Source organism: Polynucleobacter victoriensis (assembly GCF_900187875.1).
In the GTDB taxonomy this organism is placed as follows: Bacteria; Pseudomonadota; Gammaproteobacteria; order Burkholderiales; family Burkholderiaceae; genus Polynucleobacter; species Polynucleobacter victoriensis.
The window spans coordinates 770,490-789,992 of sequence record NZ_FYEX01000001.1; the positions used below are offsets into that span (position 1 = coordinate 770,490).

A 19,503-nucleotide genomic window follows, 5' to 3' on the forward strand; every position below is an offset into this window, starting at 1 on the left:
AACCCTTGTTTTGAATGCTAGGCTGTTTTTTGGCTAGAACTTTAAGAAATATAGGGTTTAAAGGTCTTATTAGATCAACTGAAATTGGAAAAGTGTTCCATTTTGAGACAGCAGTATTTGTAGCTATTTTTCTCAGTTAATTTTTGAATATTTGGACTGTTAATTATTAGAAATGAAAAAACCCACTCTTTTCAGAGTGGGTTTTAATCAAACTAAATCTAACTGGTTAAACCAGCGAGAAATTAGAATGAGTGACGGATACCGATAACTGTCGCAGTTTGATCTTTACCCGCTGCTGCGCCTGCTGCCAAGTTAGAAACATAAACTTTTGCAGTGCCATCATTTTGAGATGTGCCATGCATAGCATAACCAGTAGTACGAGGACTAAATGCATAAGTTACACCAACCGCATAAACTTTTGCATCGTTATTAGCGACTGCTGCGTAGTCACCCGTAGCTGCTGCTGCATTAGAAACTTTAGTATATTGACCAAATGCAGAAATCTTTGCAGTAACTGGAGCTTTCAAACCAACATACTGAGATTTAACTTTATCAGTGTCATTAGAAACAACTCTTTCAATGTGACCAACGTAAGCTTTAACTACGCCGAAGTCATAATTCAAACCAAAAGTTCTAACGCTATCATTCTTTGTGCCGCCTGCGTTATTGTTTTGTGACCATGAAGCAACACCTTGTAATTTACCCGCAGTATAAGTTGCTGACACTGCATCACCTGACCAATATGAATTATCGCCAGCCTGGCCACCAAATTGATGTTGGTAAGCAAGAACTAAACCACCTAAATTAGCTGATTTCAATACAACAGCGTTTGCTGTACGTACATCACCAGTACCGGGAACTGCACCAGAACCGATATATGCAACACGTACCGCACCACCAAAGTTAGCAGCGCCGAACGCATCATTTGCAATCACCGCATCATACTCAAGGCGATTCATGCGGCCCAATTGAATAGAACCTAAATCAGACTTCTCTAAAGTAACGTTTGAAGCACGGTGAAACAAAACACCAGTCGTGGTTGCGCCTGATGCAACAACAGATCCACCAGCTACGCCAGTTCCGGCAGCAATTTCAGATTCAAGGTTAAAGCTAGCTTTAAGGCCACCACCTAAATCTTCTGTACCACGCACACCCCAACGTGATGTAGACAAAGCACCAGAAGTAGTAGCAAGTGTAGAGCCTGTTTTACCAGCTGCTGTGTCATGTGGATTAGAACTCATAACACCCATGTCAACGATACCGTACAAAGTCACGCTAGACTGAGCTTGAGCAGCTGTTGCAACAGTTGCCAAAGCAGCCAATGCGATAAGTGATTTTTTCATTCGTAAATCTCCATTAATGTGAAATAAACGCACCTAGATTCCTAGGTACTATGTTGATTCTGCCTCACTTTGCATGATAAAACGATGACATAACCGTCAAATAGGGTTATTTGTTGCCAAAAAACAACGATTTTTAATGCCTACTTATTTGATTTGCCAGGTTAGAGATTTTTTAATTAGAAAAATATAATTAAATCAGTTACTTAGAAGGATGTATTCACCAAATTAGGTAAATCACTCTTGTGATTCCAACTTTGGCTCATAGAACCTGGCCACCAAAATACCTAATTCGTACAATAGGCAGAGTGGTATAGCAAGTAATAGCTGAGATAGAACATCAGGTGGCGTGACCACAGCAGCAATCACAAAAGCACCTACGATGATGTATGGACGAATTTCTTTAAGCTTGTTGATTCTGACCATACCAAGTTTGACTAGTACAACCACAACAACTGGCACCTCAAAAGTTAAACCAAACGCCAAGAAGGTGGTCATTGCAAAGCTAAGATACTTATCAATGTCAGTTGCCATGTCCGCACCCAAGGGTGCGTTGTAGTGCGCCATAAACTGAAAGACCGTTGGGAACACCAAAAAGTAGGCAAAAGCCATACCAGCTATAAAAAGTATGTAGCTACTGGTAACAATTGGCAATATTAATTGGCGCTCATGCTTGTATAAACCAGGGGCAATAAAAGCCCACAACTGGTACATGATGACAGGTAAGGCGCCTAAGAAGGCTACCAACATGGTGACTTTCATGGGCACGAAGAAGGAGCCGGTGACATCTGTCACGATCATTCTTCCACCATTGGGCAATGCGTCTAATAATGGTTTAGAAAACAGATGGAAGATATCTGGCGCCCAATAAACCAAACCTAAAAACACAACCAACAAAGCTGCCACTGATTTGATCAAACGATCACGCAACTCAAACAAATGAGTCAGAAAGGTTTCTTGTATCCCCTCTTCCTTATCTGACTCTGGTGTTTGCTCAGGTGTTTGTTGTGCTGACATTTTTTTATTTGTTTTACTGTTTCGATTAGTCTAAAAAAATGACTTAGGTGCTTTTTGTTGGCTAGCAGCACGTCTAAAACGCTTTACCCTTGCTGCGCCTGATTGAATCTTTGTTTTTACACCAGCAGTTTTTTTATACCACTGAGGCATCGCTGATTTTTTTACCCCCCAACTGTCTCTACCTTGTCTGAGGTTAGTTTTCGGCTCACGAATCGCGTAACCACCGTTATCAGAAAAGTCATCATAGCTATCAAAAGCACTCGATGATTGAGATGTATTTGCATCTCCTAGATCTTTTTTGGCTTCATTGAGTGTTGTGCCAATGTCATTCATGCTGGACTGAACATCTTTAACTGCACTGGTTGCAGCTTCCTGCATTTTCTTTAACTCATCCAACTCAACCTGGCGGTTAACTTCACTTTTAACTTCAGCCATATAACGCTGAGCGCGCCCCATTAAGTTACCCGCCATGCGGGCAACCTTAGGTAAACGCTCAGGACCTATCACCACCAACGCGACTACCGCAATGAGGGCGAGCTTGGAAACTCCAAGATCGATCATGTTAGATGCTTAAATATGATGAATTGAATCAACAGTTGGTGTAGTGGCCATTTTGCTGGCCACTAACTTAACCCCTGTTCACATCCTTGGCTTGAACATCAACTGTCTTACCATCATTCTGACCCTGAATTTGGGTAGGCTCAGCTGATTTTTCTTCAGCGCCCTTCATACCATCTTTAAAACCTTTAACAGCGCCACCAAGATCTGAACCAATGTTGCGTAGTTTTTTAGTACCGAATACCAATAAAACGATCACTAAAACAATAATCCAATGCCAAACGCTAAATGAACCCATTATTTGCTCCTAATTTAATTTTTCTTCCAAGGACGGGGGCCACCCATCACATGCATATGCAAATGGTATACCTCTTGACCACCATCAGCACCGTTATTGATCATCACACGAAAGCCCCCGGAGTCGCCAGGGCGGCATCCTTGCTCTAGAGCAAGGCGCGGTGCAATGGTCATCATTCTACCCAGTAATGCCTCATCTGCGCTAGTTGCTGTCATTAAATTTGAAAAATGACGCTTAGGGATAATCAGAAAGTGAATAGGGGCAGATGGGTTAATGTCATGAAAAGCAAAAAGCTCCTCATCTTCATAGACTTTTTTACTCGGAATCTGACCTGAAACAATTTTGCAAAAAATGCAGTTTTCTGAATGTTCGTGGCTCATTACTGATCTCTGCTGATTGGCTAATTAAGCTTTTCTAGCTGCTTTTTCAGCAATACCGGAAACACCCTCACGACGCTCAAGCTCTGCAATGATATCTTCAGGGCGCAAATTAAATTGTGACAAAGCCACAAAACAGTGGAACCAAAGATCAGCGATCTCACCCACTAATTTTGATTGCATCTCAGGGGCCAAATTAGCAAAACGACTGTCTTTTGCAGCCATGACCGTTTCAGCAGCTTCCTCACCAATTTTTTTCAAAATAGCGTCATCACCCTTGCTAAACAATTTAGCAATATAAGAAATGTCAGGGTCAGCTTTACCGGCCAAAAAATCAGCTCGACGTGCATCGACCACATCAGCTAGTCGTTTGATAGCATCCATGTTGTTAGTATTTTTAGCTTGTTCAGTCATTGCTGTCTGTCTTTATTTGAGTCGACTTAATTAGTTAGCTTAATTGATGTTATTTCAAGCACTCTAAACTATTTTTTCCAAACAGGTCCTGCTGGTGTTTTTTCTAAATCCAAGAAAAAACAGCTATGCGCACCTGTGTGACAAGCAATACGATCTTTTTGATCAACCTTGATCAGAATAGTGTCGCCATCACAATCTAAATGAATACTTTTCACTTTTTGCACATGACCAGATTCTTCACCCTTGTGCCAGATCTTTTTTCTGGAACGTGACCAGTAAATAGCTTCACCTTTTTCAAGGGTTAACTGCAATGACTCTTTGTTCATCCAAGCCATCATGAGGACATCACCCGTATCAAACTCTTGAGCGATCACCGCAACCAAACCTTGTTCGTTCCAAGAAACTTGGTCTAACCAATTTTGCTGCGAAGTGTTATTACTCATATTGGTTCCGTTATCTTTATCAATTAAATGCGCACAGGTATGCCCTGATCTGCCATCAACTGCTTAGCTTGACCAACGGTATATTCACCAAAGTGAAAAATACTTGCTGCCAGAACAGCATCTGCATGCCCTTTGGTGATGCCATCAGCCAAATGCTGTAAGTTACCCACACCACCTGAAGCAATCACGGGAACAGGCACTGCATCACTCACAGCTCTAGTTAACTCCAGATCAAACCCATTTTTAGTGCCATCTCGATCCATGCTAGTCAGCAGAATCTCACCCGCGCCACGCTTAGCCACTTCTTGCGCCCAAGCAACTGCATTGATGCCTGTGTTCTTGCGACCACCATGGGTAAATACTTCCCATAAACCAGGCGCCGTTTGTTTAGCGTCAATTGCAACAACAATACATTGCGAACCATACTTCGCAGCAGAGTCTGATACCAAATCAGGGTTGGCTACCGCAGCAGAGTTCATACCGACTTTATCGGCGCCAGCATTTAATAAACGACGCACATCAGTAACAGCTCTAACACCACCGCCAACAGTTAACGGAATAAATACTTGGGATGCCACATCTTCAATGATGTGCAAAATTAGATCGCGCTCATCAGATGTCGCCGTGATATCTAAAAAAGTAATCTCATCTGCACCCTGGTCATCGTAGCGCTTAGCGATTTCAACTGGATCTCCGGCATCTCTTAACTCAACAAAATTCACTCCCTTCACAACCCGACCGGCTGTGACATCTAAACAAGGAATGATTCTTTTTGAGAGCATGAGTATTTACTTGTTTTATTAACTTAGCTTAGTTGCTTTTTTCATCGGCATATTTTTGCGCTTTTGCTAAATCAAGACTGCCTGTATAAATGGCACGACCAGCAATCACACCCATGACGCCCTCAGGCTCAGCAGCACAAAGAGCGTCGATATCATTCATATTAGTTAAGCCACCGCTTGCAATGATTGGGATGTTCACGGCTTGAGCCAATTTAACTGTGGCATCCATATTGATACCTTGCAACATGCCATCTCTACCAATATCGGTATAAATGATGGCCTCTACGCCATAGTCTTCGTATTTCTTAGCCAGATCAGCTACTTCGTGACCTGTTAACTTACTCCAACCATCTGTTGCCACTTTGCCTTCTTTGGCATCCAAGCCAACAATGATGTGCCCTGGGAAAGCCACACAAGCATCTTGCAAGAAGCCTGGGTTTTTAACAGCGGCTGTACCAATGATCACGTAGCTCAAACCATCATCCAATAAACGCTCGATTGTTTCTAGGTCACGAATACCGCCACCCAACTGAACTGGAATGTCATCACCCACAGCTTTGAGAATGGATTTGATAGCAGATTCATTTTTAGGTTTGCCCGCAAAAGCACCGTCCAAATCCACCAAGTGCAAACGTCGGGCACCTTGCTCAACCCAGTGCTTCGCCATCGCACCCGGATCTTCCGAGAACGTTGTCACTTTATCCATGTCACCTTGCTCTAAACGAACACAGTGGCCTTGTTTAAGATCAATTGCAGGTATTAACAACATGATGAATATTTAATAAATTAAGGTTGCCAACGAGTAAAGTTTTGATACAAACGTAAACCTAAGTGTGCGCTTTTTTCTGGATGAAACTGGGTTGCAAAGATATTGTCTTTTGCAACAGCACAAGTAAATAGATTTCCATAATCTGTAGCACCTACAGTATGAGCTGAATTTGCTGGTACTGCATAGTAACTGTGCACAAAGTAAAAAGAGCTGTTGTCTGGTATGCCATCCCATAGTGGATGTTGTTTAGTTTGCTGTACTTGGTTCCAACCCATGTGTGGCACTTTAAAGTGCGAACCATCAGCTTGGTTTTTACCAGCCAAGTCAAAACGAATCACTTTACCTGGCAATAAACCTAAGCCAGGCGTGACATCTGTACCTTTGGGTGCGTCAAATCTGACTTCTGCACTGGTCTCAAATAACATTTGCTCGCCCACACAAACACCTAACATGGGTTTTGTGCGGCTCGCCTCAAGAACAACATCCAATAAACCAGATTCTTGCAAATGCGACATACAGTCAGGCATCGCTCCTTGACCAGGTAAAACCACCTTATCAGCTGCTTTAATTTCTGCGGCACTTGAGGAAATCTTGACATTAGCCTCTGGTGCGGCATGCATCAAAGCCTGCGCAACAGAGCGCAAATTACCCATTCCGTAATCAACAATGGCAATGCTTGGTGAATTTTTAGACAAGGTCTGAACCTAATGCTTAAAAGGTAATTAAAGGCTTACAAGCTACCTTTTGTAGAAGGAACCACACCACTGGCACGAGGATCTAATTCCAAAGCCATGCGTAAAGCACGACCAAAGGCCTTAAATACTGTTTCAATTTGGTGGTGAGCATTAATGCCACGAATGTTGTCGATATGCAAAGTCACGCCAGCGTGATTAACAAATCCGCGGAAAAATTCAATCGTGAGATCCACGTCAAAGTCACCCACACGAGCACGTGTGAATGGCACATGGAACTCCAAACCAGGACGCCCTGAGAAATCAATCACAACACGTGACAAAGTTTCATCCAACGGCACATAAGAATGTCCGTAACGAGTGATGCCTTTTTTATCGCCCACTGCCTTGGCAATAGCCTGACCCAGAGTGATGCCAACATCCTCTACAGTGTGGTGATCATCAATGTGTGTGTCACCTTTTGCAGTCACAGTAAGATCAATCATGCCGTGACGAGCAATCTGATCGAGCATGTGATCTAGGAAAGGAACCCCAGAATTAAGTTGAGCTTTACCCGTGCCGTCTAGATTGAGGGCAATCTGAATTTGGGTTTCCGAAGTGTTTCTTGTGACATCTACAGTGCGCATGCCGTCATAATATCACCGTCCTCATGAATTTCCACCCTGTGGTACTGTTCTGAAGATGCTGATTCTTAAAGAATTTAGCTAAAAAATCGTTAAAACTACTGGATTAATAAGGTAAGCCATCAAGATGAGCCGTTTTTGGAGCAACACTGTCAAAGGATTAACGCCGTATGTACCCGGCGAACAGCCCAAATTAAGCCAACTGATTAAGCTCAATACCAATGAGAGTCCTTACGGGCCATCACCCAAGGCACTGGCCGCAATTGCCAGCGCCAATACAGATGCTTTACGCCTGTATCCAGACCCAAACTCTGATGCTCTAAAACAAGCTATTGCCAAAGTTCATGGACTTAACCCCCAACAAATTTTTGTTGGCAATGGCTCAGACGAAGTATTAGCTCATGCATTTTTAGGCTTACTAAAACACGATGCACCCATTTTGTTTCCAGACATCACCTATAGCTTTTATCCTGTCTACTGCAATCTCTACGACATAGCTTTTGAAAACGTTCCTCTGAATGAGGACTTTTCAATCTCCATAGACGCTTACTTAAATAAAAATGGTGGCAAAAATGGCGGGATTATCTTCCCAAACCCCAATGCACCAACTGGGCGTGCTCTTAGCTTAAAAAATATCAAAGACCTTTTAGACGGCAATAAAAATAGCGTCGTTGTAATTGATGAAGCTTATGTTGATTTTGGAACAGAATCTGCGGTCTCACTTGTTAATCAATATGACAATCTATTGGTAACGCATACTCTTTCTAAATCGTATGCTCTCGCAGGTCTACGTGTGGGCTATGCAGTGGGTCACCCTGAGCTCATTGAAGGTTTAGAGCGAGTCAAAAATAGCTTTAACTCTTATCCAATCGACAAACTAGCGATGGCTGGCGCCATCGCCGCAGTTGAAGATCAAGCTTATTTACAGAAAATTAGCCAAGCAGTTATTCAAACAAGAACTGAGCTAGTGAAGTCTTTAGATCAATTAGGGTTTGAAACAATCCCATCCAGCGCTAATTTTATTTTTACCAAACACCCTCAGCATGATGCTTCCAAGATTGCGACATCTCTAAGAGACAAGCACATCATCGTGCGTTACTTTAAGATGCCACGCATTGACCAACACTTGCGCATCACGATTGGCACTGATGAGCAGTGTGCCAAACTGATTGAAGCACTTAAAGAAATTATTAATTAAATTGCTCTTGTGAAGTAGGCTAAAGCACTAATACCTACAGACATACAAGCTACGATCAAGCCACCCAAACGATTAAATAATTTACTCGTTAACAAATCAGGCATGCAGTCCATTTTTTCCTCCAGGTGGCCAACTTTGTTATCGAGGTAATTAAACTTATCGTTGAGATGATTAAACTTTTCATCTAAATAGTGAAACTTCTCATCTATTTTTTGATTTAACTGATCTCGCACTTCATACAATTCATTTTTTGTTGCCAAGTCCTGGGTAGTGTGCAAGCTATACCCAATTCCTTCAGATAAGGTCTCGGATTGCTCTTTCGTAAATCCAACTGCTTGCAATGTTTTGGCATATTGCAAGGTACTAAAAATGACCGCACTCATTTGATGTCTCCTAAAAAATAATTTTATATTTTTTATAAGCAAAAAATCAAATCGCCAAAAGTAATGGCACACGAATTGTGTGCCATTACTTTATGGATAGTTTTTGTTGATTTCTATTTCTTGAGTCTAAGCTCTGCTGCTCTTGCATGAGCTTGCAAGCCTTCGCCATGAGCTAAAGTGCTGGCAATTTTTCCAAGATGCTGCGCACCCTGATCGCTCACCTCAATCATGCTTGATCGCTTGATAAAGTCATAAACACCGAGTGGCGATGAGAACCGAGATGTTCTCATAGTTGGCAATACGTGATTCGGACCAGCACAATAATCACCCAAGGATTCACTGGTGTATGGGCCCATAAAGATGGCGCCCGCATGACGAATAAGTTCAGCCCACTTGCGTGGATTTTCTGCTGAGATTTCTAAATGCTCAGCAGCAATGGAATTGGCAATCTCACAAGCCTCTTCCATGTCCTTGACCAAAATCATTGCTCCACGGTCTTGCAACGATTTTTTAATCACTGCTTGTCTTGGCATTTCTGGCAAAAATTGATTAATACTTTTTTGTACTTGATCAATAAACCCTTGATCTGGGCAAAGAAGAATTGATTGCGCTAATTCATCATGCTCAGCTTGTGAGAACAAGTCCATCGCCACCCAATCAGGATTCGTTTTGCCATCACATAAAACCAAGATTTCTGATGGGCCAGCAATCATATCGATGCCCACCGTACCGAATACCCGTCTCTTCGCAGCAGCCACATACGCGTTACCTGGGCCTACAATCTTATCAACCGCAGGAATAGTTGCCGTGCCATACGCCAAGGCACCAATCGCTTGCGCGCCACCTATCGTAAATGCACGATCAACTCCTGCCACCGCTGCTGCAGCCAACACCAATTGATTACGCACACCATCAGGTGTTGGCACAACCAAGATGACTTCACTCACACCCGCTACCTTGGCAGGTATAGCGTTCATGAGCACAGATGAGGGATACGCCGCCTTTCCACCTGGCACATATAAGCCAGCTCGATCTAGCGGAGTGACTTTTTGACCAAGTCTTGTGCCATCTTCATCGGCATAGTCCCAACTATGGCACCCAGACTCAATTTTTTGACGCTCGTGATAACTTTTTACTCGTTGTGCAGCAGCTTCTAATGCTTCTCGTTGATTTTGAGGCAAAGCATTAAGTGCTGCCATCAAATCAGCTTTTGATATTTCTAGCGCTTTAACTGAATTAGCTTGGTCTTTCGATAAACGATCGAACTGCTGGGTGTACTGAAGAACAGCTTCGTCACCGCGGGCTTGCACATCTGCCAAAATTTTTGCCGCCGCCGCCTCAATCGCTGCATCATCTGCAGCAGAAAAAGCCAAGAGCTTCTTTAGTGCTTGAGCAAAGTCAGCATCATGACTATTGAGTTGGCGAACTAAATTAACTGACATCTTTTGTCTTAAACCTTTGAAAATGCATCCAATAAAGGTTGCAATTGCTCACGACGACGTTTGTACGCAGCCTGGTTAACTACCAATCGTGAACTGATTTGGCTAATCACTTCAACTTCCTTGAGTTGATTAGCTTTAAGCGTATTACCTGTCGAAACCAAGTCAACAATCGCATCAGCCAAGCCAACTAATGGGCCCAACTCCATCGAACCATATAACTTGATTAGATCGACGTGCACACCCTTATTGGCAAAGTGCTCTCTAGCTTGTTCTACATATTTTGTTACCACGCGTAAGCGTGCGCCTTGACGCACTGCGCTAACGTAGTCAAAACCATCTCTGACCGCCACAGACAAACGACATTTAGCAATACCCAAGTCAATCGGAGCATACAAGCCGTCCATGCCATGCTCAGCTAAAACATCATATCCAGCCACACCAATATCGGCAGCACCGTACTGCACATAAGTTGGCACATCAGAGGCTCTAACAATGATGACCCTTAAGTTAGGGCTTGAGGTTGGCAAGATTAATTTGCGAGAAGATTCTGGATCTTCAGAAACAGTGATGCCAGCTTTTGCCAACATTGGCAAAGTTTCATCAAAGATGCGGCCCTTTGATAGGGCTAAGGTAATCATATTAGACATAGCTCTATTATTTCACGCGAACGATGTTAGCGCCTACTGCGGCCAATTTTCGTTCCATTCGATCGTAACCGCGATCCAAATGATAAATACGATCCACAATGGTCTCACCCTGGGCAGCCAATCCAGCAATCACAAGACTGGCTGATGCTCTTAGGTCTGTAGCCATCACAATCGCACCAGATAAACCATCTACACCCTCAGTAATGGCGGTATTACCCTCAATCACAATTTGTGCGCCCAAGCGATTTAACTCTTGGACATGCATAAAGCGGTTTTCAAAGATGGTTTCAGTCACGCGAGAGGTGCCTGTTGCCACGGCGTTCATAGCCATGAACTGGGCTTGCATATCAGTCGGGAATGCCGGGTACTCAGAAGTTCTAAAGCTGACAGCTTTAGGCCTTTTATTCATCTTAACGTGTATCCAGTCTTTACCGAGTTCAATCTGTAAACCGGCTTCACGTAACTTATCAATCACTGCTTCCAATGTATCAGGGCGTGCATTTTTAATCATCAAATCAGCGCCAATCTCACCCATCGCACCAGCAGCACACATGAATGTGCCAGTCTCAATACGGTCGGCGATGATGCTGTGCTCAGCTCCATGAAGCTTCTTAACACCTTGAATAACCAAGCGATCAGTTCCTACGCCGGTAATTTTGGCGCCCATCTTAATGAGTAACTCAGCCAAATCTGTAACTTCTGGTTCACGAGCGGCATTTTCTAAAACGGTCTCGCCTTCAGCTAATACGGCAGCCATCATCAAGTTTTCGGTACCGGTCACCGTGATCATGTCTGTCAAGATCTTGGCGCCCACCAAGGCATTTGGATTTTTACCAAATTTGGCTTCAATGTAGCCATGCTCAATATGGATATCTGCGCCCATGGCTTTTAAGCCTTTGATGTGCTGATCCACTGGGCGTGCACCAATCGCACAGCCACCTGGTAAAGATACTTTAGCGTGACCGAATCGCGCTAATAAAGGGCCCAATACCAAGATAGAGGCACGCATAGTCTTCACTAAATCATACGAAGCCTCTGGCGTGTGAATATCCGCGCCATCCAAAATCACTACTGAGCGATCATCAGGATTGGGGAAGGTCACCTTCAAACCCATTTGCGCCAAGATTTTTAGAATGGTTCTAACGTCTTGTAAATCTGGCAAGTTACGCAGAGTAATTGGCTCAGCACTTAAAAGACCTGCGCACAGAATTGGCAAAGCTGCATTTTTTGCACCCGTGATAGTGATCTCACCTTTTAAGGGTTGACCACCTTGTATTGATAACTTATCCAATTCTGTTTTAACCTTTTTTGATTACTTACCAGCAGCATATTCTGCTGGCGTTAATGCCTTAAATGACAACGCATGGATTTCTGCTTTCATGCGATCACCCAACGCTGCATAAACTTTTTGATGGCGTTGCACTAACCTCAAACCATCAAACTCAACACTCACAATCGTTGCAAAAAAATGCTGTCCATCACCCTCAACCTCCAAGTGAGAACAGTTAATTCCCTTGGCAATGTACTCTTTGACTTGCTCTGGTGTTGGCAACATTTTATCTATCTCTTCTGACGACTTGTTAGTTCTTTAAATGATTAGTGACGTAACTTGTATCCAGTTGCTAGCAATCTAATGGCTACTATAGCAACCAATAAGAAAAATGAGCCCACAATTGCTAAGCTAAACCATGGCGATACATCTGAAACACCAAAGAACCCATATCTAAATCCATCAATCATGTAAAAGAATGGGTTGAAGTGAGAAATACTTTGCCAAATTGTAGGCAAAGTATGAATAGAGTAAAAAACGCCCGACAACATGGTTGCAGGCATGATGAAGAAATTCTGAAAAGCTGCCAACTGATCAAACTTTTCTGCCCAAATACCCGCAATTAATCCTAGTGCACCTAACACCGCAGCACTTAATAAACCAAATACCAAAATCCATAGCGGCATCTGAAATGAAATATCTGTGAACCAACAAGTCGCTAAAAATACACCCAAGCCAACTACCAAGCCTCTGACCATAGCGGCCAGAACGTAGGCCATGAAAAATTCCAAATGCGATAAAGGTGCTAACAATACAAAAATTAGATTACCTGTAATTTTTGATTGAATTAATGACGAAGAGGTGTTTGCAAAAGAATTTTGCAAAAGACTCATCATGACTAAACCAGGAATCAAGAACGAGGTGTAACTAATGGCGCCATAAACTTTGACGTGATCTTCCAGCACATGCCCAAAAATCATCAAATATAAAATCGCTGTCAAAACTGGCGCAGCCACTGTTTGGAAGCTAACTCGCCAAAAGCGTTTTACTTCCTTATAAAAAAGAGCCTGGAAACCGCTAGCGTATGCAAATGGGGATGAACGTAGCTGACCCATTAACGCCCCTCACTCATGATTTGCATAAAGACATCTTCTAAGTCACCATCCTTGGTTTGCGAATTATTGACTCTTGCCAATAAATTAGCAGTGGTATCAAGCGCTACGATTTGACCCTTCTTAAGCATGGCAATGCGCCCACATAACTCTTGGGCCTCTTCCAAATAATGGGTCGTCAAAACAATCGTATGACCTTCTTGATTTAAACGACTAATGAACTTCCATAATGATTGGCGCAATTCCACATCAACACCGGCCGTTGGCTCATCCAAAACAATCACAGGCGGTCTGTGAACAAGGGCTTGCGCCACCAACACACGTCGCTTCATGCCGCCTGATAAAGCACGCATATTTTTGTTGGCCTTATCCGCAAGACCTAAATGATGAAGAATCTCGTCAATCCAATCACCATTATTTTTTATTCCAAAATAACCTGACTGAAATTGAAGTGTTTCTCTAACGGTAAAGAATGGGTCAAAAACAAGCTCCTGTGGCACGATGCCAAGTAAGCGCCTTGCTGCCCGAAAATCTGTCTGAACATCATGCCCCATCACCTCAACCGATCCAGCGCTTGGTCGGCACAATCCAGCCAAAATTGATATAAGAGTAGTTTTACCTGCACCATTGGGGCCAAGTAAACCAAAGAACTCGCCTTCCTCAATATCTAAACTAACATCGTTTAGAGCAAATAAAGAACCATAATTTTTGGTGAGATGTTTAAAAGAAATCGCACTCATACAAGCACGACATCAGCTACGCCGTAGACTTGGGCAAGACTAGCTAGTTTTTCTGGAATTGATTGCAACTTGATATCAACGCACTTGATCTGTGCGTGTCTACGCATCGACAAAATTACGCTCAATGCGCTCGAGTCAAAGACTGAAAGAGCTTGGCAATTTATTGTTAACTGATTTTCACCTTGCAATGTATCGATCGCAGCAATACCCTGCGCAAGGACCGCTTCCACATTACCGTGAGAGATCTCTACTGGAAGTTGAAATTGAGTCGTCATAAATACTTTTATTTTGCGGCAGATAAGGCGTTGTTGCGTTGTTGCAAAAACTGAATCAAGCCATCAATACCGCCCTTACTCACCTGATCATTAAATTGGTTGCGATAGGACTCAACTAGCCAAGCGCCCAAAATATTAATGTCATAGACTTTCCAGCCATTAGCAGTTTTCTCAAGGCGGTAGTCGAGTTGAATTGGGTCACCCTTACCAATCACAACAGTTTTAACAATCACATCTGTGTCATCTGCTGCCGCTCTAAATGGTTTGTATTGAACTTTCTGATCTTTAATTTGAGCCAATGCTCCGCCATAAATACGAATCAAAAGAGTTTTAAATTCTTGAGTGATTTGAGCTTGTTGCTGTGGCGAAGCTTTCGACCAATTTCTACCCATCGACAACTGAGTTGTTTTTTGAAAGTCACTGTAAGGCAAAATTTTCTGATCAACCAAAGCATTGATTTTTCTTAAATCGCCACTTTGAATCGCTTTGTCGTTTTTGATCACGGTCATAACGTCTTCAACAACAAACTTCACCAAACCATCAGGTGTATTGGTATTTTGAGCAATGCCTGAACTAGACCAAATAAAAAGTCCTAAAAACGCAAAAAATACTTTAAACAAAGAAACGCGCATAAATTAATGAGTTAAATAATGTGAATAGTTAAATTGTATTGCTAATTGAACCACTTAGCCCAATTAGCCAGATATCGAATTAGTCAGCTGATAGTGGCGGATTGCCGTCATGCACCTGATTGAATCGTCTTTGTAAGTACGAATCTCTCAAGAATGAGTATTTATCAAATGCTGCGTCTTCTAACAATTGGCTCGCGTTGAGCAAATTAGCGCGCTGGTTCACAACTCTTAGCACTGTTGAACCAACCTTTTGGTCATGATTGAGCTGATTGCTGTTCAAAATAAAGTCAGTTTTGATATCAACCACCAAACCAGCGGTATCTCTAATTGAGCTTGGGCCAAATAATGGCAACACCACATAAGGACCGGATGGCACACCCCATACCCCAAGAGTTTGGCCAAAGTCTTCTTTATTTTTTTCTAAGCCAGCTTCTGTGGCCACATCAAACAAGCCCAGAATACCAATGGTTGAGTTCACTAAGAATCGACCAATATCATTAGCGGCATTACCAGGCTTGCCTTGTAATAGATTATTTACAGCAACAAAGATGTCACCAATATTGCTAAAGAAATTAGTAACGCCAGTTCTTACAAATTCTGGCAAAACAAATTGATAAGCCTCTGCAGCAGGCTTGATCACATACTCATCTGCATTTTCGTTAAAAGTAAAAACTGCGCGATTAATAGACTCAAATGGATCAATTTTGGCAACTCGCTCTGTTTGCTGAGTTGTTGCACAACCAGCAACCAAAGCAACACTCACCCACATGAGTATTTTGATTAATTTCTTGTTCAGCTGTCCAAACATCACTGTTATCAATCCGCCTATTTTATTTTTTATCTGATGGCGCGCCATCAGATGCTTTGCTATATAAGAATTGACTGATTAGGTTCTCAAGAACAATTGCTGACTGAGTTTGCGTCAACTTACTACCCTGCGCAATCATGTTCTCATCGCCACCAGCCTCTAAGCCAATATATTGCTCGCCTAAGAGGCCAGAGGTCAAGATTTTTGCTGAACTGTCTTTGGGAAACTTATAACGTGTCTCCAAAGTCATCACCACAGTGGCTTGATAAGTTTGATCATCAAATTTAATTTCAGTAACTCTACCCACCACCACGCCAGCACTCTTAACAGGTGCACGTGGCTTTAATCCACCAATATTGTCAAAACGTGCGGTTACTTGGTAAGTTGGCTCAAATGTAAAGGCACTCATGTTGCCAGCTTTTAGAGCTAAAAATAGCAGGGCCAAGAGCCCCATGGCTACAAATAAACCGACCCAGATATCTAAAGATTGTTTTTTCATATTTGTTTACAGATTTTATAAGACTTTATCAGCTTGAGAACATCACTGCGGTTAATAAGAAATCTAAGGCTAAAACGGCTAAAGACGCAATCACAACGGTTCTAGTAGTGGCTCTTGCAACACCCTCAGGAGTTGGCTTTGCCTCAAAACCTTGGTAAAGAGCAATAAAAGTCACTGCAACACCAAACACCATACTTTTAACGACGCCATTACCAATGTCTTTAACCACATCCACACCGGCTTGCATTTGAGACCAAAAAGCACCGTCATCAACTCCAATAAGTGGTACACCCACCAAATAGCCGCCCATAACACCCACAGCGGTAAAAATAGCTGCAAGAATTGGCATAGCAATAATGCCTGCCCACAACCTCGGCGCAATCACTCTACTTAGAGGATCTACTGCCATCATTTCCATGGCACTTAATTGCTCACCAGCTTTCATCAAACCAATTTCAGCAGTTAATGAAGTGCCGGCACGACCTGCAAATAACAATGCTGTTACAACGGGTCCTAATTCTCTTGTCAGTGATAAAGCCACCAACAAACCCAATGCCTGCTCTGAACCATAACGATTTAAGGTGTAATAGCCCTGCAAGCCCAATACAAAACCTACAAATAAGCCAGATACAGCAATAATCACAAATGAGTAATTGCCAACAAAGTGAACTTGATCTGTCACTAAACGTGGTCTTTTCAACAAAAGTGCCGAACGACGCATGATGGCTATGAACATACGTGTTGCATACCCCAGACCCACTAAGTTCTCACGAACAAATGCACCTAAAGTTGCTAATGTATTTAGAACGATACTCATACGCTTGCCCCAAAATCTTCTAGCAATGTTTTGCCTGGATAGTGGAAAGGCACAGGACCATCTGGATTTGCAGAAACAAATTGCTGCACAAATGGATCTGTCGATGCTCTAAGATCATCTGGCGTTCCCTCTGCTGCAATTTTTCCATTAGCGATGAAGTAAACGTAATCAGCGATTTCAAAAGTTTCAGGAATGTCATGAGTTACCAAAATACTCGTAGCACCCAAAGCTTGGTTCATGTCTCGAATTAAACGCGCAGTGATACCTAAAGAAATAGGATCCAAGCCAGCAAATGGCTCGTCGTACATGATTAGTGGAGGATCTAATGCAATAGCTCTTGCCAGGGCTACACGTCTTGCCATACCACCAGAAATTTGTGATGGCATTAAATCTCTAGCACCACGCAAACCCACAGCATTTAATTTCATTAAAACTAAGTCACGCAATGTTTCTTCACTAACCTTCGTGTGTTCTCTTAATGGGAAAGCCACGTTTTCAAAAACACTCATATCTGTAAACAGCGCGCCAAACTGAAACAACATTCCCATGCGACGTCTTACTGCCATCAACTGCTGGGCGTTCATTTGACCAACGTCTTGCCCCTCAAATAAGACTTGGCCTTGTTGGGCATTCACTTGACCGCCAATAAGGCGCAAAACTGTGGTTTTGCCACAGCCAGAACCACCCATCACAGCAACTACTTTGCCACGAGGAAACTCCATATTCAAACCAGAAAGGATGGTCCTCTCACCAGGAGCGTATGAAAAATCAACTCCTTTTAACGAGACGATGGAATCAGTTTGATTCATATGTTTTGTTGGTTCTGCCACTACGATATCCTTAGACTCATAGTGGCAGTGTATCAATACCGTGTCGGTATTGGGTAATTAACGTGGCAAAACGCTGCTACCCATCAAGAACTCATCAACGGCACGAGCACATTGACGACCTTCACGAATCGCCCAAACTACCAATGATTGACCGCGACGCATGTCGCCAGCTGCAAAGATTTTTGGCACATTGGTGTAATAAGCCTTCTCACCCTCTGTAGATGCTTTTGCATTACCGCGGGCATCTTTTTCAACACCAAATGCATCCAAGACTTGTTGGGTTGGAGAAACGAAGCCCATTGCCAAAAATACTAAGTCAGCTTTCATTTCAAATTCGCTACCCGGGATTTCTTGCATCTTGCCGTCTTTCCACTCAAGACGAACACCAATCAATTTTTCAACTTTACCGTTCTTGCCTTCAAAACGTTTTGTTGCAACAGACCAATCGCGATCACAACCTTCATCATGCGATGAAGAGGTGCGCAACTTAGTTGGCCAGTAAGGCCATACCAATGGTTTGTTTTCTTGCTCTGGAGGTTGTGGCAACAATTCGAACTGGGCTACTGAAGCAGCGCCATGACGATTTGATGTGCCAACACAGTCTGAACCAGTATCGCCACCACCAATCACCACCACATGCTTGCCATCAGCACGAATTTCATTTTTGTTATCACCTGCAACCTCTTTATTTTGAGGAATCAAGAATTCCAAAGCAAAGTGAATACCTGATAACTCACGACCAGGCACTGGTAGATCACGTGGCTGCTCAGCACCACCAGTAATCACAACTGCATCAAAATCTTTTTGTAGCTGCTCTGGAGAAACTGTTTTCTTAGAGTAATTTTTTACTTCTTTACCTAAAGTATCTTTGCCAACAAAAGTGCCAGTTTCAAACTTGACGCCTTCAGCTTTCATTTGCTCAACACGACGGTCGATCAAACCTTTTTCCATCTTGAAGTCAGGAATGCCGTAACGCAACAAGCCACCAACGCGATCATTTTTTTCATAAAGAGTAACGTCGTGGCCTGCACGCGCCAATTGTTGAGCTGCCGCCATACCTGCAGGACCTGAACCAACAATCGCCACTTTCTTACCGGTCTTTTGTTTAGCAACTTGAGGTTTTACCCAATCATTTGCCCATGCTTTATCAATGATGGCGTGCTCAATTGATTTAATACCAACAGGCTCTTCATGAATACCTAGCGTACAAGCTGCTTCACATGGTGCTGGACAAATACGGCCCGTGAACTCAGGGAAGTTGTTAGTTGAATGCAATACATCAATAGCATTCTTCCAATCTTGCTGATACACCAAATCATTAAAGTCAGGAATGATGTTGTTAACAGGACAGCCGTTATTACAGAACGGAATACCGCAGTCCATACAACGGGCACCTTGCACCTTTGCTTCATCATCAGTCAAAGTCATTACAAACTCTTTGTAATGCTTAACGCGTTTTTTTGGCTCTTCGTAATGCTCGCTTAAGCGATCATATTCCATGAATCCAGTAACTTTACCCATCTTTATTCCTTTATCT

At 42.8% G+C, this 19,503-nt stretch carries 26 protein-coding genes; 1 reads left to right on the plus strand and 25 read right to left on the minus strand.

The features are described 5' to 3' along the window. Positions 1 to 242: 242 nt before the first annotated feature. From CFR83_RS03965 to hisB, 11 genes are all read right to left on the minus strand, one after another. Complete coding sequence (locus CFR83_RS03965; protein ID WP_088812669.1) at positions 243 to 1,343, minus strand: porin; 1,101 nt, start codon at positions 1,341 to 1,343, stop codon at positions 243 to 245. Between the two features lie 234 nt (positions 1,344 to 1,577). Then, complete coding sequence (tatC, locus tag CFR83_RS03970) at positions 1,578 to 2,357, minus strand: twin-arginine translocase subunit TatC (RefSeq protein ID WP_088812670.1); 780 nt, start codon at positions 2,355 to 2,357, stop codon at positions 1,578 to 1,580. A gap of 30 nt (positions 2,358 to 2,387) precedes the next feature. Beyond that, a complete protein-coding gene (tatB, locus tag CFR83_RS03975) occupies positions 2,388 to 2,918 on the minus strand; it encodes a Sec-independent protein translocase protein TatB (protein WP_088812671.1) in 531 nt (176 codons plus the stop codon). Between the two features lie 67 nt (positions 2,919 to 2,985). Continuing rightward, on the minus strand, positions 2,986 to 3,213 hold the full coding sequence (gene tatA, locus CFR83_RS03980; protein ID WP_088812672.1) for a Sec-independent protein translocase subunit TatA: 228 nt from the start codon (positions 3,211 to 3,213) through the stop codon (positions 2,986 to 2,988). A 14-nt stretch (positions 3,214 to 3,227) separates the two neighbouring features. After that, a complete protein-coding gene (locus CFR83_RS03985) occupies positions 3,228 to 3,593 on the minus strand; it encodes a histidine triad nucleotide-binding protein (protein ID WP_088812673.1) in 366 nt (121 codons plus the stop codon). 24 nt (positions 3,594 to 3,617) lie between these two features. Then, a complete protein-coding gene (locus CFR83_RS03990; RefSeq protein WP_088812674.1) occupies positions 3,618 to 4,004 on the minus strand; it encodes a phosphoribosyl-ATP diphosphatase in 387 nt (128 codons plus the stop codon). A gap of 68 nt (positions 4,005 to 4,072) precedes the next feature. Further along, on the minus strand, positions 4,073 to 4,447 hold the full coding sequence (hisI, locus tag CFR83_RS03995) for a phosphoribosyl-AMP cyclohydrolase (protein ID WP_088812675.1): 375 nt from the start codon (positions 4,445 to 4,447) through the stop codon (positions 4,073 to 4,075). Positions 4,448 to 4,470: 23 nt separating this feature from the next. Then, positions 4,471 to 5,229, minus strand: coding sequence for an imidazole glycerol phosphate synthase subunit HisF (gene hisF / locus CFR83_RS04000; protein WP_088812676.1), 759 nt, complete (start codon positions 5,227 to 5,229; stop codon positions 4,471 to 4,473). Positions 5,230 to 5,257: 28 nt separating this feature from the next. Continuing rightward, entirely contained in the window at positions 5,258 to 5,998 is a 741-nt protein-coding gene (gene hisA, locus CFR83_RS04005) for a 1-(5-phosphoribosyl)-5-[(5-phosphoribosylamino)methylideneamino]imidazole-4-carboxamide isomerase (RefSeq protein ID WP_088812677.1), read from the minus strand. Positions 5,999 to 6,015: 17 nt separating this feature from the next. Then, positions 6,016 to 6,693, minus strand: coding sequence for an imidazole glycerol phosphate synthase subunit HisH (gene hisH, locus CFR83_RS04010; protein WP_279304973.1), 678 nt, complete (start codon positions 6,691 to 6,693; stop codon positions 6,016 to 6,018). 35 nt (positions 6,694 to 6,728) lie between these two features. Continuing rightward, a complete protein-coding gene (hisB, locus tag CFR83_RS04015; protein ID WP_088812679.1) occupies positions 6,729 to 7,316 on the minus strand; it encodes an imidazoleglycerol-phosphate dehydratase HisB in 588 nt (195 codons plus the stop codon). A 124-nt stretch (positions 7,317 to 7,440) separates the two neighbouring features. Here hisB and hisC point away from each other — a divergent pair, with 124 nt between their 5' ends. Beyond that, a complete protein-coding gene (gene hisC / locus CFR83_RS04020; RefSeq protein ID WP_088812680.1) occupies positions 7,441 to 8,511 on the plus strand; it encodes a histidinol-phosphate transaminase in 1,071 nt (356 codons plus the stop codon). Here hisC and CFR83_RS04025 read toward each other — a convergent pair. The 14 genes from CFR83_RS04025 to CFR83_RS04090 form a co-directional block, all read right to left on the minus strand. After that, on the minus strand, positions 8,508 to 8,894 hold the full coding sequence (locus CFR83_RS04025; RefSeq protein WP_088812681.1) for a CCDC90 family protein: 387 nt from the start codon (positions 8,892 to 8,894) through the stop codon (positions 8,508 to 8,510). The genes hisC and CFR83_RS04025 overlap by 4 nt on opposite strands. A 113-nt stretch (positions 8,895 to 9,007) precedes the next feature. After that, positions 9,008 to 10,336, minus strand: a complete 1,329-nt coding sequence (hisD, locus tag CFR83_RS04030; RefSeq protein ID WP_088812682.1) for a histidinol dehydrogenase — start codon at positions 10,334 to 10,336, stop codon at positions 9,008 to 9,010. An 8-nt stretch (positions 10,337 to 10,344) separates the two neighbouring features. Continuing rightward, the gene (gene hisG / locus CFR83_RS04035) at positions 10,345 to 10,983 is read right to left on the minus strand and encodes an ATP phosphoribosyltransferase (protein WP_088812683.1); all 639 of its coding nucleotides are present in this window, start codon (positions 10,981 to 10,983) and stop codon (positions 10,345 to 10,347) included. Positions 10,984 to 10,990: 7 nt separating this feature from the next. Then, positions 10,991 to 12,274 carry a UDP-N-acetylglucosamine 1-carboxyvinyltransferase gene (gene murA, locus CFR83_RS04040; RefSeq protein ID WP_088812684.1) on the minus strand — a complete coding sequence of 428 codons (1,284 nt, stop codon included), beginning with the start codon at positions 12,272 to 12,274 and terminating at the stop codon, positions 10,991 to 10,993. Positions 12,275 to 12,295: 21 nt separating this feature from the next. Further along, positions 12,296 to 12,538 (minus strand): BolA family protein, encoded by a 243-nt coding sequence (locus tag CFR83_RS04045; protein WP_088812685.1) that lies wholly within the window; start codon positions 12,536 to 12,538, stop codon positions 12,296 to 12,298. 41 nt (positions 12,539 to 12,579) lie between these two features. Then, positions 12,580 to 13,368 (minus strand): ABC transporter permease, encoded by a 789-nt coding sequence (locus tag CFR83_RS04050; RefSeq protein ID WP_088812686.1) that lies wholly within the window; start codon positions 13,366 to 13,368, stop codon positions 12,580 to 12,582. Next, positions 13,368 to 14,105: an ABC transporter ATP-binding protein gene (locus CFR83_RS04055; protein ID WP_088812687.1), complete on the minus strand. Its 738-nt coding sequence runs from the start codon at positions 14,103 to 14,105 to the stop codon at positions 13,368 to 13,370. Before CFR83_RS04055 ends, CFR83_RS04050 begins: the two co-directional genes overlap by 1 nt. Next, positions 14,102 to 14,380 carry an STAS domain-containing protein gene (locus tag CFR83_RS04060; protein ID WP_088812688.1) on the minus strand — a complete coding sequence of 93 codons (279 nt, stop codon included), beginning with the start codon at positions 14,378 to 14,380 and terminating at the stop codon, positions 14,102 to 14,104. The genes CFR83_RS04055 and CFR83_RS04060 overlap by 4 nt, the downstream gene beginning before the upstream one ends. An 8-nt stretch (positions 14,381 to 14,388) precedes the next feature. After that, positions 14,389 to 15,012, minus strand: coding sequence for an MlaC/ttg2D family ABC transporter substrate-binding protein (locus tag CFR83_RS04065; protein ID WP_088812689.1), 624 nt, complete (start codon positions 15,010 to 15,012; stop codon positions 14,389 to 14,391). A gap of 79 nt (positions 15,013 to 15,091) precedes the next feature. Continuing rightward, complete coding sequence (locus CFR83_RS04070; protein ID WP_165765049.1) at positions 15,092 to 15,820, minus strand: MlaA family lipoprotein; 729 nt, start codon at positions 15,818 to 15,820, stop codon at positions 15,092 to 15,094. Positions 15,821 to 15,842: 22 nt separating this feature from the next. Beyond that, positions 15,843 to 16,319: an outer membrane lipid asymmetry maintenance protein MlaD gene (gene mlaD / locus CFR83_RS04075; protein WP_088812691.1), complete on the minus strand. Its 477-nt coding sequence runs from the start codon at positions 16,317 to 16,319 to the stop codon at positions 15,843 to 15,845. A 28-nt stretch (positions 16,320 to 16,347) separates the two neighbouring features. Then, a complete protein-coding gene (gene mlaE / locus CFR83_RS04080) occupies positions 16,348 to 17,136 on the minus strand; it encodes a lipid asymmetry maintenance ABC transporter permease subunit MlaE (protein WP_088812692.1) in 789 nt (262 codons plus the stop codon). Continuing rightward, positions 17,133 to 17,945: an ABC transporter ATP-binding protein gene (locus CFR83_RS04085; RefSeq protein ID WP_088813195.1), complete on the minus strand. Its 813-nt coding sequence runs from the start codon at positions 17,943 to 17,945 to the stop codon at positions 17,133 to 17,135. Before CFR83_RS04085 ends, mlaE begins: the two co-directional genes overlap by 4 nt. A gap of 78 nt (positions 17,946 to 18,023) precedes the next feature. Then, positions 18,024 to 19,487, minus strand: coding sequence for a glutamate synthase subunit beta (locus CFR83_RS04090; protein ID WP_088812693.1), 1,464 nt, complete (start codon positions 19,485 to 19,487; stop codon positions 18,024 to 18,026). Between the last annotated feature and the right edge of the window lie 16 nt (positions 19,488 to 19,503).

What these genes read in the sequence shown, in the direction of transcription:
- hisI (WP_088812675.1), bottom strand. Translation starts at nt 4,447, where the DNA reads ATGAGTAATAACACTTCGCAGCAAAATTGGTTAGACCAAGTTTCTTGG.
- CFR83_RS04065 (WP_088812689.1), bottom strand. Translation starts at nt 15,012, where the DNA reads ATGCGCGTTTCTTTGTTTAAAGTATTTTTTGCGTTTTTAGGACTTTTT.
- hisB (WP_088812679.1), bottom strand. Translation starts at nt 7,316, where the DNA reads ATGCGCACTGTAGATGTCACAAGAAACACTTCGGAAACCCAAATTCAG.
- tatA (WP_088812672.1), bottom strand. Translation starts at nt 3,213, where the DNA reads ATGGGTTCATTTAGCGTTTGGCATTGGATTATTGTTTTAGTGATCGTT.
- CFR83_RS03985 (WP_088812673.1), bottom strand. Translation starts at nt 3,593, where the DNA reads ATGAGCCACGAACATTCAGAAAACTGCATTTTTTGCAAAATTGTTTCA.
- hisC (WP_088812680.1), top strand. Translation starts at nt 7,441, where the DNA reads ATGAGCCGTTTTTGGAGCAACACTGTCAAAGGATTAACGCCGTATGTA.
- tatC (WP_088812670.1), bottom strand. Translation starts at nt 2,357, where the DNA reads ATGTCAGCACAACAAACACCTGAGCAAACACCAGAGTCAGATAAGGAA.
- CFR83_RS04025 (WP_088812681.1), bottom strand. Translation starts at nt 8,894, where the DNA reads ATGAGTGCGGTCATTTTTAGTACCTTGCAATATGCCAAAACATTGCAA.
- CFR83_RS04085 (WP_088813195.1), bottom strand. Translation starts at nt 17,945, where the DNA reads ATGAATCAAACTGATTCCATCGTCTCGTTAAAAGGAGTTGATTTTTCA.
- CFR83_RS04070 (WP_165765049.1), bottom strand. Translation starts at nt 15,820, where the DNA reads ATGTTTGGACAGCTGAACAAGAAATTAATCAAAATACTCATGTGGGTG.
- mlaD (WP_088812691.1), bottom strand. Translation starts at nt 16,319, where the DNA reads ATGAAAAAACAATCTTTAGATATCTGGGTCGGTTTATTTGTAGCCATG.
- hisD (WP_088812682.1), bottom strand. Translation starts at nt 10,336, where the DNA reads ATGTCAGTTAATTTAGTTCGCCAACTCAATAGTCATGATGCTGACTTT.
- CFR83_RS03990 (WP_088812674.1), bottom strand. Translation starts at nt 4,004, where the DNA reads ATGACTGAACAAGCTAAAAATACTAACAACATGGATGCTATCAAACGA.
- hisA (WP_088812677.1), bottom strand. Translation starts at nt 5,998, where the DNA reads ATGTTGTTAATACCTGCAATTGATCTTAAACAAGGCCACTGTGTTCGT.
- CFR83_RS04090 (WP_088812693.1), bottom strand. Translation starts at nt 19,487, where the DNA reads ATGGGTAAAGTTACTGGATTCATGGAATATGATCGCTTAAGCGAGCAT.
- mlaE (WP_088812692.1), bottom strand. Translation starts at nt 17,136, where the DNA reads ATGAGTATCGTTCTAAATACATTAGCAACTTTAGGTGCATTTGTTCGT.
- CFR83_RS04055 (WP_088812687.1), bottom strand. Translation starts at nt 14,105, where the DNA reads ATGAGTGCGATTTCTTTTAAACATCTCACCAAAAATTATGGTTCTTTA.
- CFR83_RS04045 (WP_088812685.1), bottom strand. Translation starts at nt 12,538, where the DNA reads ATGTTGCCAACACCAGAGCAAGTCAAAGAGTACATTGCCAAGGGAATT.
- hisG (WP_088812683.1), bottom strand. Translation starts at nt 10,983, where the DNA reads ATGTCTAATATGATTACCTTAGCCCTATCAAAGGGCCGCATCTTTGAT.
- CFR83_RS03965 (WP_088812669.1), bottom strand. Translation starts at nt 1,343, where the DNA reads ATGAAAAAATCACTTATCGCATTGGCTGCTTTGGCAACTGTTGCAACA.
- tatB (WP_088812671.1), bottom strand. Translation starts at nt 2,918, where the DNA reads ATGATCGATCTTGGAGTTTCCAAGCTCGCCCTCATTGCGGTAGTCGCG.
- CFR83_RS04060 (WP_088812688.1), bottom strand. Translation starts at nt 14,380, where the DNA reads ATGACGACTCAATTTCAACTTCCAGTAGAGATCTCTCACGGTAATGTG.
- CFR83_RS04050 (WP_088812686.1), bottom strand. Translation starts at nt 13,368, where the DNA reads ATGGGTCAGCTACGTTCATCCCCATTTGCATACGCTAGCGGTTTCCAG.
- hisF (WP_088812676.1), bottom strand. Translation starts at nt 5,229, where the DNA reads ATGCTCTCAAAAAGAATCATTCCTTGTTTAGATGTCACAGCCGGTCGG.